This window comes from uncultured Sphingomonas sp., assembly GCF_964244235.1.
Lineage (GTDB): Bacteria > Pseudomonadota > Alphaproteobacteria > Sphingomonadales > Sphingomonadaceae > Sphingomonas.
This window is the reverse complement of sequence record NZ_CAXTII010000061.1, coordinates 1-17,077: the sequence shown is the minus strand read 5'-3', so window position 1 is coordinate 17,077 and position 17,077 is coordinate 1. Positions and strand designations below refer to the sequence as shown.

General features: G+C 66.2%; 16 protein-coding genes and 1 pseudogene. 4 read left to right on the top strand and 13 right to left on the bottom strand.

Annotated features, from left to right (window positions below; all coding sequences use genetic code 11):
* The 4 genes from ACFE7D_RS10700 to ACFE7D_RS10685 all read right to left on the bottom strand — a co-directional run.
* Positions 1-364, bottom strand: a 364-nt coding sequence (locus ACFE7D_RS10700) for a PEP/pyruvate-binding domain-containing protein (protein ID WP_375395402.1), incomplete at its 3' end; no start/stop codon positions are given.
* Between the two features lie 79 nt (positions 365-443).
* The gene (gene glyS / locus ACFE7D_RS10695; protein WP_375395401.1) at positions 444-2,936 is read right to left on the bottom strand and encodes a glycine--tRNA ligase subunit beta; all 2,493 of its coding nucleotides are present in this window, start codon (positions 2,934-2,936) and stop codon (positions 444-446) included.
* A gap of 3 nt (positions 2,937-2,939) precedes the next feature.
* Positions 2,940-3,203 (bottom strand): endonuclease domain-containing protein, encoded by a 264-nt coding sequence (locus ACFE7D_RS10690; RefSeq protein ID WP_375395400.1) that lies wholly within the window; start codon positions 3,201-3,203, stop codon positions 2,940-2,942.
* 199 nt (positions 3,204-3,402) lie between these two features.
* Positions 3,403-4,242, bottom strand: a complete 840-nt coding sequence (locus ACFE7D_RS10685; RefSeq protein WP_375395403.1) for a glycine--tRNA ligase subunit alpha — start codon at positions 4,240-4,242, stop codon at positions 3,403-3,405.
* A gap of 143 nt (positions 4,243-4,385) precedes the next feature.
* On the opposite strand from ACFE7D_RS10685, the gene ACFE7D_RS10680 reads away from it, so the two are divergent.
* From ACFE7D_RS10680 to ACFE7D_RS10665, 4 genes are all read left to right on the top strand, one after another.
* Positions 4,386-5,291, top strand: coding sequence for a TraB/GumN family protein (locus tag ACFE7D_RS10680; RefSeq protein ID WP_375395399.1), 906 nt, complete (start codon positions 4,386-4,388; stop codon positions 5,289-5,291).
* A gap of 455 nt (positions 5,292-5,746) precedes the next feature.
* Entirely contained in the window at positions 5,747-6,415 is a 669-nt protein-coding gene (locus ACFE7D_RS10675) for a 50S ribosomal protein L25/general stress protein Ctc (protein WP_375395398.1), read from the top strand.
* A gap of 170 nt (positions 6,416-6,585) precedes the next feature.
* Positions 6,586-7,152 (top strand): aminoacyl-tRNA hydrolase, encoded by a 567-nt coding sequence (gene pth, locus ACFE7D_RS10670; RefSeq protein ID WP_375395397.1) that lies wholly within the window; start codon positions 6,586-6,588, stop codon positions 7,150-7,152.
* A gap of 79 nt (positions 7,153-7,231) precedes the next feature.
* Positions 7,232-8,923, top strand: a complete 1,692-nt coding sequence (locus tag ACFE7D_RS10665) for a hypothetical protein (protein ID WP_375395396.1) — start codon at positions 7,232-7,234, stop codon at positions 8,921-8,923.
* 30 nt (positions 8,924-8,953) lie between these two features.
* Here ACFE7D_RS10665 and ACFE7D_RS10660 read toward each other — a convergent pair whose 3' ends face one another.
* The 9 genes and pseudogenes from ACFE7D_RS10660 to ACFE7D_RS10620 form a co-directional block, all read right to left on the bottom strand.
* The gene (locus tag ACFE7D_RS10660; protein ID WP_375395395.1) at positions 8,954-9,637 is read right to left on the bottom strand and encodes a Fe2+-dependent dioxygenase; all 684 of its coding nucleotides are present in this window, start codon (positions 9,635-9,637) and stop codon (positions 8,954-8,956) included.
* Complete coding sequence (locus ACFE7D_RS10655; protein ID WP_375395394.1) at positions 9,631-10,521, bottom strand: tetratricopeptide repeat protein; 891 nt, start codon at positions 10,519-10,521, stop codon at positions 9,631-9,633. Before ACFE7D_RS10655 ends, ACFE7D_RS10660 begins: the two co-directional genes overlap by 7 nt.
* On the bottom strand, positions 10,518-13,058 hold the full coding sequence (locus ACFE7D_RS10650) for a TonB-dependent receptor (RefSeq protein ID WP_375395393.1): 2,541 nt from the start codon (positions 13,056-13,058) through the stop codon (positions 10,518-10,520). Before ACFE7D_RS10650 ends, ACFE7D_RS10655 begins: the two co-directional genes overlap by 4 nt.
* Before the next feature lie 51 nt (positions 13,059-13,109).
* On the bottom strand, positions 13,110-13,367 hold the full coding sequence (locus ACFE7D_RS10645; protein ID WP_375395392.1) for a ribbon-helix-helix domain-containing protein: 258 nt from the start codon (positions 13,365-13,367) through the stop codon (positions 13,110-13,112).
* The gene (locus ACFE7D_RS10640; RefSeq protein ID WP_375395391.1) at positions 13,364-13,978 is read right to left on the bottom strand and encodes a hypothetical protein; all 615 of its coding nucleotides are present in this window, start codon (positions 13,976-13,978) and stop codon (positions 13,364-13,366) included. Before ACFE7D_RS10640 ends, ACFE7D_RS10645 begins: the two co-directional genes overlap by 4 nt.
* Positions 13,979-14,150: 172 nt before the next feature.
* The gene (gene cobT / locus ACFE7D_RS10635) at positions 14,151-15,977 is read right to left on the bottom strand and encodes a cobaltochelatase subunit CobT (RefSeq protein ID WP_375395390.1); all 1,827 of its coding nucleotides are present in this window, start codon (positions 15,975-15,977) and stop codon (positions 14,151-14,153) included.
* The gene (locus tag ACFE7D_RS10630; RefSeq protein ID WP_375395389.1) at positions 15,977-16,366 is read right to left on the bottom strand and encodes a type II toxin-antitoxin system VapC family toxin; all 390 of its coding nucleotides are present in this window, start codon (positions 16,364-16,366) and stop codon (positions 15,977-15,979) included. The genes cobT and ACFE7D_RS10630 overlap by 1 nt, the downstream gene beginning before the upstream one ends.
* Positions 16,363-16,659, bottom strand: a complete 297-nt coding sequence (locus ACFE7D_RS10625) for a type II toxin-antitoxin system Phd/YefM family antitoxin (RefSeq protein WP_375395388.1) — start codon at positions 16,657-16,659, stop codon at positions 16,363-16,365. Before ACFE7D_RS10625 ends, ACFE7D_RS10630 begins: the two co-directional genes overlap by 4 nt.
* Positions 16,660-16,691: 32 nt before the next feature.
* Positions 16,692-17,077, bottom strand: a pseudogene (locus tag ACFE7D_RS10620) (cobaltochelatase subunit CobS); the annotation flags it as partial.

The following is a 17,077-nucleotide window of genomic DNA, read 5'->3' as shown; positions in this document are numbered from 1 at the left end:
CCTCGACCGTCGCGTCGTTCAGCCCGAGGTTGAGGACGGTGTCCATCATCCCCGGCATCGACACCCGCGCGCCCGAGCGGACGGAGACCAACAGCGGATCGGATGCGTCGCCGAAGCGCTTGCCGGTGATCCCCTCGATATGCGCGATCCCGTTCGCCACCTCGTCGCGTAAGGACTGCGGGAACTGCTCACCCTCGTCGTAATAGGTCGTGCACATCGGCGTCGAGATGGTGAAGCCCGGCGGCACCGGCAGGCCGATCGACGCCATCTCCGCCAGGTTCGCGCCCTTGCCGCCCAGCAGGTTCTTGTCGCCCTTGCCCCCGTCCGAAACCCCGCCGCCGAACCGGTAAACATACTGCGTCATGCTGGGCCTCTCGATGGTTTCTTATTGCAGGTGCGAACGCGCGGAAGTGGACGAAGTGGACACTACGTCCAAACCGGAATCATCCCTCAATACGGGAAAAATCGGCGACATTGTGCACCGCAGCACGAACCCGTGCAAGCAGCGCCAGCCGGTGATCGCGCTTCGCCGGATCGGGATCGTTGACGATGACGGTTTCGAAGAACGCATCGATGGGTGCCCGCAAACTCGCCAGAGCCATCATCGCCCCCTCGAAATCCTCGTGCGCCACCGCGGTAGCAGCGGCAGGCTCCGCCGCATCGAGCGCGGCGACAAGCGCGGCTTCGGCGATTTCGGGCGTGTAGGACAGCGCTTTCCCTCTCCCTTCGGGAGAGGGAGGGAGACGCGAAGCGTCGGAAGGGTGAGGGCGATCCGACGTATCGCCCCCGCCCTCACCCCGCGGCGCTTGCGCGCCTTGCCCCTCTCCCACGGGGAGAGGGGAAGAAGGCGCAACCCCCTCCTTCTTCAGAATATTCGCCGCCCGCTTGTACCCCGCGAGAAGGTTTGCCCCATCCGCCGTCCCGACGAACCCCTGCAACGCCCGCACCCGCGCGAGAAGGCGGACGAAATCGTCCTCCCCGCCGAGCGCGAACACCGCGTCGATCAGGTCGTGCCGGACACCGGCGTCGCGTTGCTGGACTTTGAGGCGATCGGCGAAGAAATCGGTTACCTCAATAAGATTATTTAGGCCAATTTTGGAAGCAGTTTCCCCGATTGCGCGGGTGGCCTCATTCAGCTTCGTTGTGTTAAGGCCAAGCGCTCGCGCCAACGCTCCGATTTGTCTGTTCCTCGATTCTAGCGCCTGCGACAAATCCCGATCAGGATACAGTCTCTGAGAAGATTCGATTTGCTTAAGCACACTTGAGTCGCGAGTGATCATGGCAGTCAGGGCTGTTGTAACAAACGTATCAGCGGTCTGCTGCAGAGCACGCTTCAATGAGAGGCGAAGGTCATTGTCTACAATAGTTGAGATTACACCGATTGCAGCCCGCCTTAATGCGAAAGGGTCTTTTGAACCGGTGGGTGCGGCTACTCCGATGAACATTGAAACAACCGTATCCAGCTTATCCGCCAGCGATACCGCCACCGTCACCGGATCGGTGGGCACGTCGTCCCCCTGCCCGACCGGCTTGTAATGATCGCGCACCGCCGCGGCGACGCGCGGGTCCTCGCCCTGCACCGCGGCGTAATAACCGCCCATCAGGCCTTGGAGTTCGGGGAATTCGCCGACCATGCCGGTGACGAGGTCCGCCTTCGCGAGGCGCGCGGCGCGGTCGGCGAGGGCGGCATATACCCCTCTCCCATCGGGAGAGGGGTGAGGCGCGTCAGCGCCGAGGGGTGAGGGCGAGTGCGCAACCTCGCTTACCCTCACCCTTCCGCCGCTATCGCGGCTCCCTCCCTCTCCCGCAGGGAGAGGGACGATCCCCTCCTCCACCAGCCACCGCGCGAGCTTCGCGACGCGGTCGACCTTGTCCGCCACCGTGCCCAGCTTCTCGTGGAACACGATCCGGTCGAGCTTCTTCGCCTGCTCCGCCAGCGGCACCTTCAGGTCGGTCTCGTAGAAGAACCGCGCATCCGCCAGCCGCGCAGCCAGCACCTTGCGATTGCCCTCGACGATCTTCGCCCCGCCATCGGTCGCGGCGATGTTCGCGGTGCAGACGAAGGCGTTTGCCAGTTTCCCATCGGCCGAGCGGCACACGAAATATTTCTGGTTGACCCGCGCCGTCAGCTGGATGACCTCGGGCGGCACGTCCAGGAACGCGGGGTCGAACCGGCCCAGCAGCGGGACCGGCCATTCGGTCAGCCCGGCATTCTCCGCGACCAGCCCCTCGTCCTCGACCAGTTCCAGCCCGGCCTGCATCGCGGCACGGCGCGCACCGTCGCGGACGATCTGCGCGCGCTCGTCCTGGTCGACGAGGACGTGGACCATGCGCAACTTCTCGACGTAATCACCCGCGGAGCCGATCGTGATCTGGCCCGGATGGTGGAACCGGTGGCCGAGCGTCGCCGCGCCGCTCTCGATCCCGGCGATCTGGCAAGGGACGACATCCTCGCCGAACAGCGCGACGATGCCGTGCAGCGGACGGACCCAGCGCAGGCTCTCGGTCGACAGCGACGCATCGCCCCAGCGCATCGACTTGGGCCAGGGGAAGGCGCGGACGATCGCGGGGATCGCCTCGGCCAGCACGTCCGCGGTGGCGCGGCCGGGCTTCTCGGTGACCGCGAACAGGACGCCGTCGCGTTCGACCAGTTGTTCGCGCGTGAGGCCGGCCTTGCGGAGGAAGCCCTGCAGCGCCTGAGGCGGTGCGCTGGTCTTCGGGCCTTTGGTCTCCTCCGACACCGCCTGCGTTTGGTCGGGCAAGCCGCGCGCGATCAGCGCGAGGCGGCGCGGGGTGGCGTAAGTGGTGACGTTCCCCACCACGATTTCCGCCTTGCCAAGTTCGCTGGCAAACAGCTTGGCGAGATCCTCCCGCCCCTTCGCCTGCATCCGCGCGGGAATTTCCTCCGAGCGGAGTTCGAGCAGGAAGTCGGTCATACGTTAAACCCTCCCCGCTCGCGGGGAGGGGGACCATCCGAAGGATGGTGGAGGGGGCGGGCGGCATATCCGACGATCGCGGCGGCCGCTTCGTCTGCGTTCTTGAGCACGTCCGCCGCAGGCACCCGTACCACCTGATACCCCCCGAGCTTCCAGCGCCGCCGTTCGCGCAACGTCTTTCGCTGGCCGATCCCCCATGTCGTGCGCCATTCCGTCCACTTCGATGACCAGCCTGGCAGCGGCGCAGTAGAAATCGGCGCGATACACGCCGATCGGGGCTGCTTGCGAAAGCGCAACCCTTCGGGAGCACCCTTCAGACGCTGCCACGGCAGCACCTCCGGCAAGCTCATTTCCCGTCGGGCGCGCCGGGCGTCATAGACGTCGGGCCGACGGAGTGTTGGCGAACCCTCTCCACCACGCTTCCCGTGGTCCCCCTCCCCGTCCCGGGGAGGATTTTCAGTGGGGCTCACGCCGCCCACCCGTGCTTGTCCATCCACGCCCCGCAAGCGCCCTTCGCCAGGTCGCGCACGCGGCCCATATACGCCTGGCGTTCCGCGACCGAGATCACCCCGCGCGCCTGCAGCAGGTTGAACACATGGCTCGCCTTGATCGCCTGCTCGTACGCGGGAATCGGCAGCTTCGCCGCGAGCGAATTCTCGCATTCGGCGACATGCTTGCGGAACAGGTCGAACAGCGCGTCGGTATCGGCGATCTCGAAATTCCATTTCGACATCTCCTGCTCGTTCTCCAGGAACACGTCGCCGTACGTCACGCCGGCATCGTTGAACGCCAGGTCGTACACGTTGTCGACATTCTGGACGTACATCGCCAGCCGCTCCAGCCCATAGGTCAGCTCGCCGGCGACGGGCTTCATGTCGTACCCGCCCATCTGCTGGAAATAGGTGAACTGCGTCACCTCCATGCCGTCGCACCACACTTCCCAGCCAAGCCCCCAGGCACCCAGCGTCGGGCTTTCCCAATCGTCCTCGACGAAGCGGACGTCGTGGAGCAGCGGATCGATACCGATCGCGGTCAGCGATCCCAGATACAGGTCCTGCAGGTCGGCGGGCGAAGGCTTCAGGATCACCTGATACTGGTAATAATGCTGCAGCCGGTTCGGGTTCTCGCCGTAGCGACCATCTGTGGGGCGGCGGCACGGTTGCACGAAGGCGGCGTTCCACGGCTTCGGGCCAAGCGCGCGCAGCGTCGTCGCGGTGTGGAACGTCCCCGCGCCCATCTCCATGTCATAGGGTTGCAGGATCAGGCAGCCGCGATCGCTCCAGTAATCGTGGAGCGTCAGGATCATGCGCTGGAAGCTGAGCGGCCGGGTCGTCACAGGCGCGGGCTTTGGCGGATGCGGGCCGGACAGGCAAGGGCGGGGAGGCAAGTAGCGTGTCGCGGCGCAACGCGGTAGGACGGCGCTTCCCTTTCCCCACGGACGCCCCTTCGATGATCCTGCCATTCCGCGCCGCGCTGACCGCCACGCTGCTGACCCTCGCCCTCCCCGCCTGCGCGCAGAAGGCACCCACGCCCGCCGCCGCACACCAGGCAGACCCGGCCTTGTGGGTGGTGAAGGACAAGGACACGACGATCTACCTGTTCGGCACGATCCACGTACTGAGACCGGGCCTGACCTGGTTCGACCAGGCGGTGAAGACCGCGTTCGACCGGTCGGGCGAGGTCGTGCTGGAACTGATCCTGCCCGACCAGCAGGTGATGCAGGGGCTGGTCATGGCGACCGGCGTCGCCGCGCCCGGCACCCCGCCGCTGGCGCAGCAACTGCCCGCGGACAAGCGCGTTGCCTATGCCAAGGCGGTGACCGATCTGGGGCTGCCGGCAAACGGGCTCGACACCTTCAAGCCCTGGCTGGCAGCGACGCAACTGTCGATCGCGCCCTTGTCGAAGCTGGGCTACGACGCGTCGAACGGGCCGGAACAGGTCATCACCGCGGCTGCCAACGCCGGCCACAAGCAGTTGATCGGGCTGGAGACCGCGCAGCAGCAGCTCGGCTATTTCGCGTCGCTGTCGGACAGGGCGCAGGTGCAGTTCCTGGTCTCCACGCTGGACGAACTGCCGACCGCGGCGGCGACGATGGAGACGATGGTGGACGACTGGGCGAAGGGCAAGCCGGAGGCACTGGCGGACGAGATGAACGACAGCCTGAAGGACTCGCCCGAGGTGAAACAGGTGCTGCTGGTGAACCGCAACAAGCACTGGGCGGGGTGGATCGAGAACCGGCTGAGGACGCCGGGCACGGTGTTCATCGCGGTCGGTGCGGGGCATCTGGCAGGCGGGGACTCGGTGCTGGCGCAGCTGGCGAAGGACGGGGTGAAAGCGGCGCGGGTAAAATATTGAGCGGGTTGTTGATCGGGCAACGATCTTCATTATATTGATTACGCCCAACTTCATTGGTTTCGGCCTCTGAGATACCGAACCCCCGTCATGCCAGTGGCGGGGGTTCAATCGTTCAGGCGTTCGGAGGCCGGGTGCCAGCCCGACCTCCTCCCGATGCGCTACTTGTGACGCGACACTTCCACGACCTTCAATATGAGGGTCGCGAAAGCGAACAACGCCAGAAGCAGGACGCACACTTCGCCCAGCTTCATTTTCTCTTGTCCTTGAGTACCGACGGATCGTCGGCCGGACGAACCTGACCGCAGCTATGGCGCCTGGCAACGCGATTGGGCGAACACCGTCCAGAACCGATCCAATTGCATTTTCCGCTACGCCTGCTATGCGCGCCCGCTTCCGGTCCATGGTCATCCCTGGAGGCGTGGGCGGGAAGCAACAACGAGTTTCGGAGAAGACAGATGAGCGACCAGATGACGCTCGCAGCCGAGACGCGTGACCGGGTTGGCAAGGGAGCCTCCCGGGCGCTGCGTCGTGATGGCCGCGTGCCCGCCGTGATCTACGGCCAGAACCGTGAACCGACCGCGATCCACCTCGAGGAGAAGGCGCTGAACAAGGCGCTCGCGACCGGGCATTTCATGACCACCGTCGTGATGGTCGCCGGCCAGCGCACGCTGCCCAAGGACGTGGCCTTCCATCCGGTCAGCGATCGTCCGATCCATGTCGATTTCCTTCGCATCAGCGAGCATGCGACGGTGACCGTATCGGTGCCGGTGGTGTTCGCGGACGAGGAGGAGTCGGATTATCTGAAACGCGGCGGTGTCCTGAACATCGTTCGCCACGAGATCGAGCTGGTCTGCGATGCGGCGGAAATCCCCAGCGATATCACGATTTCGCTGAAGGGTCGCGCGATCGGCGATTCGATTCACATCTCGGACGTGACGCTGCCCGAGGGCGTGCATCCCTCGGTCGAGGACCGCGACTTCACGATCGCCACGATCGTGCCGCCGACGGTACCGACTGTCGAGGACGAGGCCCTGGAGGCCGAGGTTGCCGAAGCGCAGTCGGCCGAAGCCGCTGCCGAGGTCGAGGGCGACGCCGCCGCGGAGGGCGATACTACCGAGGGTTGATCGCCCGATTGCGCCCGCCGGTGCAACACGCACCCGGTCGCCCTCACCCTTCCCACCCGACTGCGTCGGGCGGGCCCCTTCCCTCTCCCGCTGGGAGAGGGAGAGACGCCGAAGGCGGCGAAGGGTGAGGGCGACTACGGTTGTGACGGAGCGTCTCAGAGAGGACGGCCATGCAGATCTGGGCAGGCCTCGGCAATCCGGGCGGCACGTACGCGATGCACCGGCACAATGTCGGCTTCATGGCGGTGGACGCGGTCGCCGAGGTCCACGGCTTCGCCCCCATCCGAAAGCAGTTCCAGGGCTGGACGCGCGAAGGCCGGATCGACGCGCACAAGGTCGTGCTGCTGAAACCCGCGACCTTCATGAACGACAGCGGTCGCAGCGTCGCCGAGGCGCTTCGCTTCTACAAGCTCGACCTGAACGCGCTGACCGTCTTCCACGACGAACTCGATCTCGCGGCGATGAGGATGAGGGTGAAGACCGGCGGCGGCACCGCGGGGCATAACGGGCTTCGCTCGATCGACCAGCATCTCGGCGCGGATTTCCGCCGCGTGCGGATCGGCATCGGGCATCCGGGGCACAAGGACCGCGTGACGGGCCATGTGCTCGGCAATTACGCGAAGGCGGAGATCGATCCGCTCGCCGACCTGCTCGGCGCACTGGCCGCTGAGGCAAGCTGGCTGGCGGCCGGCGACGATGTGCGCTTCATGAACGAGGTTGCGCTTCGCCTTCAGTGAGATGAACGACACCCCCAGCGCCGGTTCAGGAACCGCGGGGCATGACGCCGCATTGTCCCGTGCAACAGGGAAGAGACCGATGCCCGTTCGCCGTTCCAGCCGTCCGTTCGTGTTCCTGGCGCTCGTCGCCGCGCTGGCCGCGTCCGCCTGCAACAAGCCCGGCGCCGATGCCAACGACACCGCCGCGGCGAACAGCAGCGCGCCGTTGCCGAGCCTGCCCGCCACGCTGCCGATGGCGACCGGCGCGCCGACGGCGGCAGCCTATGCGCCGCCGGTCACCGCGCTGCCCGCGGCGCGGCCGGTCCGCACGGTGCGCGTCGCGCGTCCCGGCGACGACTATGCCTATGCCGACGACGCCTATGGCTTCAGCAACGCGCTCGGCAATGCGCCGCCCGATTACGGGTTCGACTATCAGGGCGCGGAGCCCTGGGCGTGGCAGGGCTATGACCAGTCGCGCACGTTCGTCGAACCGGTCGAGGGCGGATATCGCTATTATTACTACCGCCCCGGCGCGGCGACGCCCTATTTCGTCCGCGATCCCGATTACGGCTATGGCTATGACGACGAATCGCTCGCGGTTATCTACGGATCCGGCGGCGCGATCTTGCCTTATGCCGCCTATGGTGCGCGGCTGGGCTATGCGTCCCGCTATCTCCAGCGCGGTCGGGCGCTGTTCGAGGCATCGCGCGGGAACGAGCGGCGCGCGGTGAACGCGGCGAACTGGGCGGCGCGGCAGAACGCGATCGCCGCGTCGCGCGATCGCTGGGCGGCGGGCGAGGCGCGGCAGGCGGGGTGGCAGGCGTACCGCGCGCGTATCGCCGACCAGCAGGCGCAGCATTGGGCGCAGGAAGCGGCGCGGCGCGATGCGGATGCGCAGCGGTTCGCGACCTGGCACGACGGCGGCTTCCGCAGCGCACCGCCACCGCGCGCGATCCCCGCGGCGTGGCAGCAGGCGCCCTGGGCGCAGGACCAGCAGCGTTACCGCGTCGCCGATCGCGCCCCGCCCCAGCCGGCGTCCCGGCGGCAGGCCTTCAATGGCCAGGCCGATCCGGGGCGGCAGGCGTTCGCATCGCAGGGTCCCGCAGGACCCTATGTCGCGCCGGGGCAAGGCCAGGCTGCGCGCTTCGTCGATGCGCGCGGTCCGGGCGTATCGGGCGAAGTCGCCAGCCAGCGCACGGCGGCGGACGCGGCGCATCGTCAAGCGGAGGCGGCGCGGGTCCAGCAGCAACAGGCAGTGCGGGCCACCGAACAGCAGCAGCACGAAGCGGAACGCACGCGACAGCAGCAGGCAGTGGCAGGTCGCCGGCAATTGCAGGGCGAGCGCGCACAACAACAGGCCCAGCGCCAACAGCAGCAGGCCGCCCGCGTGGCGCAGCAACAGGTGCATCAGCAGCAGATGACGACGGTCCACGCGCAACAGAATGCTTCGCGACAGGCGCGCCAGGAGGACGCCGTCGTCCATGTCCATCGCGGCGGCGGCGATACGCCGGTCAATGGCCGTTCACCCCTGAGCCCACAGCGTCAGCCGGAACCGCCCCGGCCGCAGCCCCAGCGCGACGATCAGCAGCAGGCGGAACATGCGATGCGCCGGGAGCAGGCCGCCGCGCATCAGCAACAGGCGGCGGCGCAGCATGCCGTTCAACAAGTGCAACACGCGCCCCCGCCGCCGCATGCCGCGACCCCGCCCCATCCCGTCCCTGCGCCCCATCCGGCGGCCGCACCGCATCCACAGGGCGGCGAGCATGGAGGGCATGGGGAGCATCACCCCTAGTCGACCAAATCGGCTCGTGCTTCGGCCTCGTCAGACGTCCGCCCAGCGGCGGAGCAGATTGTGATAGATGCCGGTGAGGCGAACGACCGTGTCGTCGCCCTGTCCCTGGTGCGCGGAGACGCTTTGTACCGCGCCGTCCAGATCGAACAGGATTGCCCGCGCGCCATCGTCACGGATCATCGACTGCACCCAGAAAAAGGATGCGACGCGTGTGCCACGGGTAACGGGGGTGACATGGTGCAGGCTCGACGCCGGATAGAGCGCGAGGTGGCCAGCGGGCAGCTTCACCGTCTGCGGGCCGAACCGGTCCTCGATCACCAGTTCGCCGCCGTCATAGGCTTGCGAATCCTCGAGAAACAGCGTCGCGGAGAGATCGCTCCGGATGCGGAAATCGCTGCCGCGGCGGATCCGGATCGCGGTGTCGACATGTGCGCCGAATGACTGGCCGCCGGCATAACGGTTGAACAACGGCGGAAAGACTTTCAGCGGCAGCGCGGCGGCCACGAACAGCGGCGAGGCGGCGAGCGCGTCCAGCACGATCCCGCCCGCTTCGCGCGCCGCGGCGGACTCCTCGGGCAATTGCTCGTTGCGTTTGGCCAGTGCGGAGCCGGTACCCGACGTGGCGTTGCCGTCGATCCAGTCGCCCGCATCGACGATGCAGCGAACCCGCGCGACCCCAGCTGCGTCGAGGACATCCGGGACAGCGATCAGCATCGTTCGGCGCCTTCGCGCAATGCCGCCTGGCCGCGGGTCGCGAAACCGGGAATCGCGGACGCGGCCAGCCACGTCTCGACCTGCGCGACGAAGCGCGCGTTCCCCTGCCCGCCCGCCGCGCGCAGCCAGGGCAGGGCTTCTTCGACGCGGCCCGCTTCGCCCAGCATCCGTGCGTGGTTGAAGCAACCGCGGAAGTCACCGCCCTCCGCCGCCTCGGCATAGCAGGTCGCGGCCTTGGCCAGATCGACCGGGCCGGCCCAGCCGTCCTCCGCGAAGCTGCCGATGCAGTTCAGCGCCTTCGCCCGCTGCACCCCCTCGCCCGCCGCGACCGCGCGCTCCAGCCAGGCGAGCGCCGCGACCTTGTCCTCGGCAATGCCCTCGCCGAGTGCGAGCAGCGTCGCGTAATTGTACATCGCCGCGTCCAGCCCGCGCTCCGCCGCGATCCGATAGCATTCGGCGGCGCTGGTCTTGTCGGGCGCGGTCCCCCAGCCGAGATCGTAGCAGCGCCCGACCATGTTGAGCGCCATGAGGTGATGCTGCGCCGCCGCCTTCACGAACCAGCCGAACGCGGCGCGCGGGCCGGCGGGGGTCGCGGTGCCGTCGAGAAGGACCTGGGCGTAGAGGGCCTGCGCCTCGGCATGACCTTCTTCGGCGGCGATGCGGAGGAGTACGACCCAATCCTCCCCTGCAAGGAGCGGCAGGTGGGATCGTCCCCCGGACGATCCTCGATCATGCGGGGCATGATCGACCTGCCGCTGGGGACCATCCGAAGGATGGTGGAGGGGGGTCTCCGCGAGCCTATCGCCCGCGGAGACCCCCCTCCGCGAGCTTCGCTGGTCCCCCTCCCCGCGAAGCGGGGAAGAATGAGATTTAGCCTCCCTCAAAACTTCACACCCACCGTCCCGAACACCGTCCGCCCCGCCGCGATCGTCGCATAATGGCTGGCATAGGCCGAGCTGAAATACACCTTGTCGGTGAGGTTCTGCGCGTTGACGCTGAACGTCACGTTCTTCGTCACGTCATAGCTCGCCCGCGCATCGAAGCGGACATAGCCGGGGATTTCACGGTACAGCACCACGGTCGCGGGGGTCACCGTCACCACGCCCGCCGCAGTCTGCGTCGCGGTGCGGTTATCGGCATAGCCGCCATATTGACGGTCGTTGTAGATCACGCTGCCGCCGATCTGGAAGCGCTTGTACAACGTGACGTTGGTCGTCGCGGTAAAGCTGTTGCGCACGGTCGAGGGCACCTGCTTGCCGGTATTGACCGAGGTCACATACACTGTCTGCGCCGCCTGCGTGCCGACCGCGGGGGCGGTCAGCGCGGCATTGCCGCCGTCGACGACGACCGGATCGAGATAGGTATAGCCGCCGAAGATCGTCCAGCCGGGCAGGATCGTCCCGCTTGCGGTCAACTCCACCCCACGCACCCGCGTCTTGCCCAGATTGGCGACGGTATTGGCGTCGATCGCGACGCGCGCATTGTCCGTATCCGTCTGAAACACCGCGACGGCCAGCGCGAGCTTCTCGTGGAACACGCTTGCCTTCGCGCCGACCTCGTAGGATCTGGTCTTCTGCACCTTCAGCTGGTTCAGCGCGCCGGCGGCAGTCGTCGTGGCGGTCGGCAGCGCATTGTCCTCGCGCCCTTCGCCGAGCAGGCTGTTGGGCGGCGTCGCGGCGGTCGCATAGCTGGCATAGACGCTTGTCTCGCGCGTGGGCTTCAGGACGAGCCCGAGCTGATAGTTGAACAGCCGGTCGGTCCGCGACAGCCTGATCGCGGTGGCGTTCGCGGGCAGCGGCGCGAGTCCGGTTGTCAGCGCGGGGGTTAGGACCGACTGGAACCGGTCGTAGCGCAGTCCGACATTCACGATCACCGCGGGCACGAGGGTGATGGAATCGAAGCCGTAGATACTCTGCGTGTTCGCGTCGTTCTGCGTCTCGCTGCTGGGCGGGCCCTTCACGATCGGCGTCGAAACACTGGATGTGTCGGTCGTGTAATTCACCCACGGGTCGTTGGGGTTCGGATTGAACAGGCTTGCGCAATAGTAACGCGAGACGGTGACGGTGTCGCAACGCGGGCTGATCGTCGCGCCGGTCTGTTCGACGAACGCACCGCGGCGATCCTTCTCCAAGGAGAATTCGGTCCCGACCGAAATGCTGTGCTTGATCTTGCCGGTGGCGAAGGTTCCGTACAGATCGGTCTGGTCGATGATGCTTTCGTCATAGCCGTAGCGAGTATTGCCTCGCCGCCAGACATGGCCGCCGCCGGTCAGCTTCGTGCCACCATCGGCCGGGTTCACGGCGGGGCCGGTCAGCGGGAAGCCATAGACATCGCCCTGCGAGTCGTCGGGTTGGGTATAGATGTAATCCTGTTCGTCATGGCTGAACCGTGCGGTGTTGCGCAGCGTCAGGTTGCCGAAGTCGTGCTCGACCCGCAGCGTCGCCTGGTTGGTCGCGGAATTGCGAAAGTCTCGGTCGGTCAGCCCGTAGAAGGTCGACCGCGCGATCGTGCCGGTCTGTCCGTTCAGCGTCGTGAAGGTCCCGATCGCAGGCTGCGACAGCACATTGCCCGTCGTCGGCGCGTTGCAGACCGTCGCCGAACAGACGTAGCGATAGGGCAGCCCGCTGTCGGGAAGCTCATGGCTTTCCAGATAATAATAGCTGGCGGTCAGCCGCGTCGGCGTGCCGAGCCCGATGGTGATCGACGGCGCGACGCCCCAGCGGCGCTGATACACGTCGTCGCGCCCCGCCACGTCCTGGTCGTGCCACAGCCCTTCGATCCGGAGGGCGATACCGTCCGCGACCTTCAGGTTCAGATCGCCGGTCACGCGCTTGTAGCTGGCGTTGCCGAAGCTGCCGGTGACCGCGCCGAAATCCTGAAGCTCCGGCATCTTCGACAGGATGTTGATTGTTCCGCCCGCGGATCCGCGGCCGCCGAGCGTCGAGTCCGAACCGCGTACGATCTGCACCGATTCGGTCGCGAACACCTCGCGGCTCTGCGATGCAAGGTCGCGCACGCCATCGACATAGATGCTGCCCTGGCTGTCGAAGCCGCGGATGAACGGCCGGTCGCCGATCGGATTGCCACCCTCCGCCGCGCCGAAGGTTATGCCGGGGATGGTGCGCAGCGCATCCTGAAGGCTGTTCGACCCGGTCTGCGCGATCACCGTCTTGTCCAGCGTGACGATCGACCGCGGCGTGTTGACCACCGGCGCGACCGCCTTCGCATCGGTGCGGACACGATGGCCGTTCACGAGGATGTCGGTCTGCGAAGGATCGGTCTCGGTATCCGCAGCGACGGCGGCCGGTTTCGTATCGTCCGCCGCCAGCGCCGGGGCGGTGGCGAACGCGCCGACACAGCCGAGTGCGAGGAACGCCGACGAGCGCGGCACGGAGACGGTACGACGGTTCAAGCTGCTCACCCCTTATTGCTTGGGGCGAATCGCTATTGAGAATCGTTCTCACTGTCAACGCTAATGAGAGTAATTCTTACCTTGGGTCAATAACCATGTCCGGAGCGCGCTACCGAGGTTCGGTGGATCCGCCGCGGCGATCCGCAACGCATCGATCTGGGCGACAAGAGCAGACAGCGGAAGCGCGTGGGCCCGCGCTGCGAATTCCAATGAGGCCCAGAAGACGGGTTCGAGACTGATGGACGTCTGATGTCCTGCGATGGTGATCGATCGCTTCACCGGGCCGTGGAAGCCTACGCGGGGTGGATCGATCCTCATTTTCGGATCGGAAAGCACCCATCGGTGCCGTTGAAGCCATCGAAATCCGACGGCAGGGGAACATGCGCCACGTCGCGCATCGCCAAGTCCGCGTTGCAATAGCGTCCGGTTGTATGAACGGTGCCGATCGAAATGAATTCGTCGATCGTACGCCCGATCATATCCATTTCGTCCGTCGCGTGATCGAGCCGATACCACGTTACGGTTGCAGTAGAATGATCCGCGAGCACCCCGCTAGGCGCTTCGTCCAGCGATGCTTTTATCAACAGCGTCGCCGGTTTACCGTCGATGCGGCCGGTCGCGAAGCGGACCGCGCCCAATACGCGCTCGCCGTCAAAGGGGTTGTCGCCGATCGTATCGCCCTCCGCTGTGACCAACCCGACCGGATTGCCCTCCGAAGGGCCGCCGAGCACCATCCAGACATGATAGCCATGCGCATTCCCGTTGCCCCGCCACGCTTCGACGATCGTCGCCGTTCCGCCGCCGACGAGGAACCCCGGCACGCGGTTGACGCCCGGGTGGAGCGCGATCGGCTTGAGATCGGTGATCGCCAGCGGCGGCGACGCCGCCGCGAGAAAAAGCCCGGTTCCGATCAGGGCAAGTGCACGCATCACCACCTCCGCTTTTCGCTCACCACTTTAAAGCACCCCTTACGCCACCCCGGCGAAGGCCGGGGCCCAGTTTCGGCCCGATCGGGGGTAGCTCAACACGCTCCACCACCAACTTTGCAACTGGGCCCCGGCCTCCGCCGGGGTGGCGTAGAATGTGTGTGCTATCATATCCTCAAACCGTATCGAACAACGCCGCCAACTGCTCGATGATCGTCCCGCCGAGCTGCTCCGCATCCATGATCGTCACCGCACGCGCATAGTATCTGGTCACGTCATGACCGATCCCGATAGCGACCAGTTCGACCGGCGACTTGGTTTCGATCCAGCCGATCACCTGGCGCAGATGCCGCTCCAGGTAGCTTCCCGAATTCACCGACAGCGTGGAATCGTCGACCGGCGCACCGTCGGAGATCACCATCAGCACCCGCCGATCCTCCGGTCGTGCGAGCAACCGCGAATGCGCCCATAACAGCGCCTCGCCGTCGATATTCTCCTTCAGCAGCCCCTCGCGCATCATCAGGCCCAGCGAATTGCGCGCGCGCCGCCACGGTTCGTCCGCTTTCTTGTAGACGATATGGCGCACATCGTTCAGCCGCCCCGGCTGCGGCGGACGCCCCGTGGCAAGCCAGGTCTCGCGGCTCTGACCGCCCTTCCAGGCGCGTGTGGTGAAGCCGAGGATCTCGGTCTTGACGCCGCAACGCTCCAGCGTGCGCGCCAGGATATCCGCGCTGATCGCGGCGATAGAGATCGGGCGGCCGCGCATCGATCCCGAATTGTCGATCAGCAAGGTGACGACGGTATCGCGGAAGTCGGTCTCGCGCTCGATCTTGTAGCTGAGCGACTGCGTGGAATTGACCACCACGCGCGCCAATCGGGCCGCGTCGAGCATCCCCTCGTCCTGATCGAAGTCCCACGACCGCGACTGCTGCGCCATCAACCGCCGCTGCAACCGGTTCGCCAGCTTCGACACCGCGGATTGCAGATGGACGAGCTGCTGGTCGAGATACCCGCGCAGCCGCGCCAGCTCGTCGGCGTCGCACAGTTCGGTCGCGGCGACGACTTCGTCGAATTGCGTCGTCCAGGCTTTGTAGTCGAATTGCGGCGACGGGTCCGCAGACGGGCGGTTCGGGCGGACGGGCTGCATCCCTTCCTCGCCATCGTCGCCCGGGTCGCTGTCCATGTCGTCGAACTGGTCGTCGGACATCTGCTGGCCGTCGCCGTCCTCGCTGTCCGACTCGCTCTGCTCGCCGCGCGCCTCGACCTCGGCCTGTCCCTCGCCACCCTGTTCCTCACCCTCTTCGCCTTCGTCGGGCCGAGACTCCTCTTCGGTGCCTTCGTCCTCGCTGCCGCCATCGTCGCTGTCTTCGGGCATCTGCCGGCCCTCGACGAGTTCGAGGTCCTCGAGCAGCTTCATCGCCAGCGATTGGAACGTGCGCTGATCGTCGAGCGCCAGCGAAAGCGCCGACAGGTCGGTCTTCTCCTCGATCCAGTCGCGCACCAGCGCCAGCCCCGGCGCGGTAACCGCAGGCGGCGCATTCCCCGTAAGCCGCTCGCGGACCAACAGGCCAAGGGCGGTCGACAGCGGCACCTCCGCCTGACTGCGCGCACGCGTGATGGGATCGGACCGCAGTCTGACGTCGAGCGCCATCGCCAGGTTGTCGGTGATCCCCGCATAGCCGCGCGCGCCCAGCGCCTCGACCCGCGCGCCCTCGATCGCGTCGAACACCGCGCGCGCCACCGCCTCGCCCGGCGCACCGCGTGTGTGGAGCGCGGTGTCGTGATGCTTCAAACGGAGCGCGAAGCCATCGGCGAACCCGCGCGCCTCCGCCACCTGTTCGGGTGGCAGCGCGCGCGCGGGCATCGGCACCTTGATATGCTTGCCCGACTGTACCGGCGCGTCGGCGGTGAATGCGAGTTCGACCTCCGGCTCGTCCGCGATCGCGCGTGCCGTGCCCGCGAGGACGGCCTTGAACCGGTCGAGAGGGGTTTCGGTGGGCATTACCAGAGAACCTTGCAGCCGAATTTGGCGATTTCGCGGTCGCGGGTGATCACCGTCAAGTCCTCGATCAGTGCCTGTGCGGCGATCAATCGGTCAAACGGATCGCGGTGAGTGCCGGGCATTGCGCCGGCCCGCAATCCATGCACCATCGTAATGCCCAGCGTCTCGAAACCGTGGTGCGCCATCAGCCGAGGGTAATGCTCTACCGGATCGCCGATATCGTCCAGCTTGCCTATGCGAAACTTGGTGGCGACCTCCCAGGCGCTCGCAGCACTGACGAAAATCGCTGCATCGGCATCGGCGATTGCATCCCGCGCCGCTACGCCAAGCTTGGCAGAACCGCTCCACCAGAACAGAGCAGCATGGGTGTCGAGAAGCAGCCGGATCAAAACCCGTACTTCTCGAGCCGCTTGCCTTCCCAGAGTTCGAGCTCGTCCTCGCTCAGCGGATCGAACCACACGGAGTCGGGGATGTTCGCCAGTTCCGGCCAGCCACCTGGTTGCCGCTTCGGACGAGGCGCGGACGGTTCGATCGGCACGATCTTGGCCCAAGGCTCACCTGCCTTCGCAAGAATGATTTCCTCGCCGGCATGTGCGCGATCCATCAGCTTCGAAAGGTTCGTCTTCGCGTCATGGACATTAAACGTCTTCTGCGGATCAGCCTCAGCCATGCACACCTCCATGGTGGACTAACTATCTTAGTCCACCCCTATCATCAACCCTTCCCCACCACGCTCTCCGGCAGATCCTTCCCGAACACCCGCTGGTAATATTCCGCCACCAGCGAGCGTTCCGCCTCGTCGCATTTGTTCAGGAACGACAACCGGAACGCGAAGCCGACATCGCCGAAGATCAGCGCGTTCTGCGCCCAGGTGATGACGGTGCGCGGGCTCATGACGGTCGAGATGTCGCCGTTTACGAAGCCCTTGCGAGTCATGTCGGCCACGCGGACCATCTGATCGACGACCTTCTTGCCGTCGGGCTTGTCATATTCGCCCGACTTGGCGAGCACGATCTGCGCCTCGACCACAGCAGGCAGATAGTTCAGCGTGACGACGATGTTCCAGCGGTCCATCTGGCCCTGGTTGATCTGCTGCGTGC